We start from the raw sequence: 816 nt of genomic DNA, 5'->3' as shown, positions 1-816 counted from the left end.
CATGCCGATTTGATGGCCAAAGCGCACCAGCTGCAGGTAATGCCGCTGCCCTTTAAGCTAAATAAGTTGCCTATCTACATGACATGGCACCATAGCCAACAACAAGATTCAGGACATCAATGGCTTAAGAGCGCCCTGATGCAAGTAACCGCGACATTTCGTACGAAATTGAAGGCTAAAGCCAAAATAGGATTAAATAAAACTAAATTTACTTTTCTAGGTTTAGTCTATCGATTGTTTAATCCGCACTCATTAATCTCTCCTTAACGACGGTCGCTCAAACGCGCCGCTATAAGAGAGGAGATAACAATGTAAAACTTAAAAAAATCGATTGTATCGCTAGCGATTATCGCCACTCTATCCCCAGCCCTGACGTTCGCAGCCGCAACCAGCAGCGAGCCTAAACAAGCGTCTTCATTCACCATCGAGAAAAATAACCAACTCAAAAGCTACCTCGACTTCGCCAATCAAAGTGATTTTGAAGATGCCTCGCGCGGCTACATTGCCACGTGGCCAGAAAAAACCATCAAAGAACGCCAAAGGCAATGTGATTTGGGACTTTGCAGCAAATACGACTTTGTTGAACAAGAGAAGAACATTCAAACCGTCAACCCTTCACTGCTGCGCCAAGCAAAACTGAACAACATCGATGGCCTGTTTAAAGTGAAAGAGGGCATTTACCAAGTGCGCGGTTTTGATCTCTCAGTGATGACCTTTATCCGTGGTGACAAAGGTTGGGTCGTGATCGACCCACTCATTCACCAGAAACCGCAGCGGCTGGCCTGAAATTGCTGCGTGACAAAGTGGAAGATGCGC

2 pseudogenes are annotated in these 816 nt (G+C 45.8%); both read left to right on the top strand.

What is annotated here, in order from left to right:
• Nucleotides 1–267: pseudogene (locus CIK04_RS33700) on the top strand (hypothetical protein); the annotation flags it as partial.
• 63 nt (nt 268–330) lie between these two features.
• A pseudogene (locus CIK04_RS35660) lies at nt 331–816 on the top strand (MBL fold metallo-hydrolase); the annotation flags it as partial.

The organism is Vibrio sp. 03_296, from assembly GCF_002265885.1.
The sequence above is the reverse complement of the archived record's forward strand: the minus strand, read 5'-3'. Positions and strand labels throughout refer to the sequence as shown.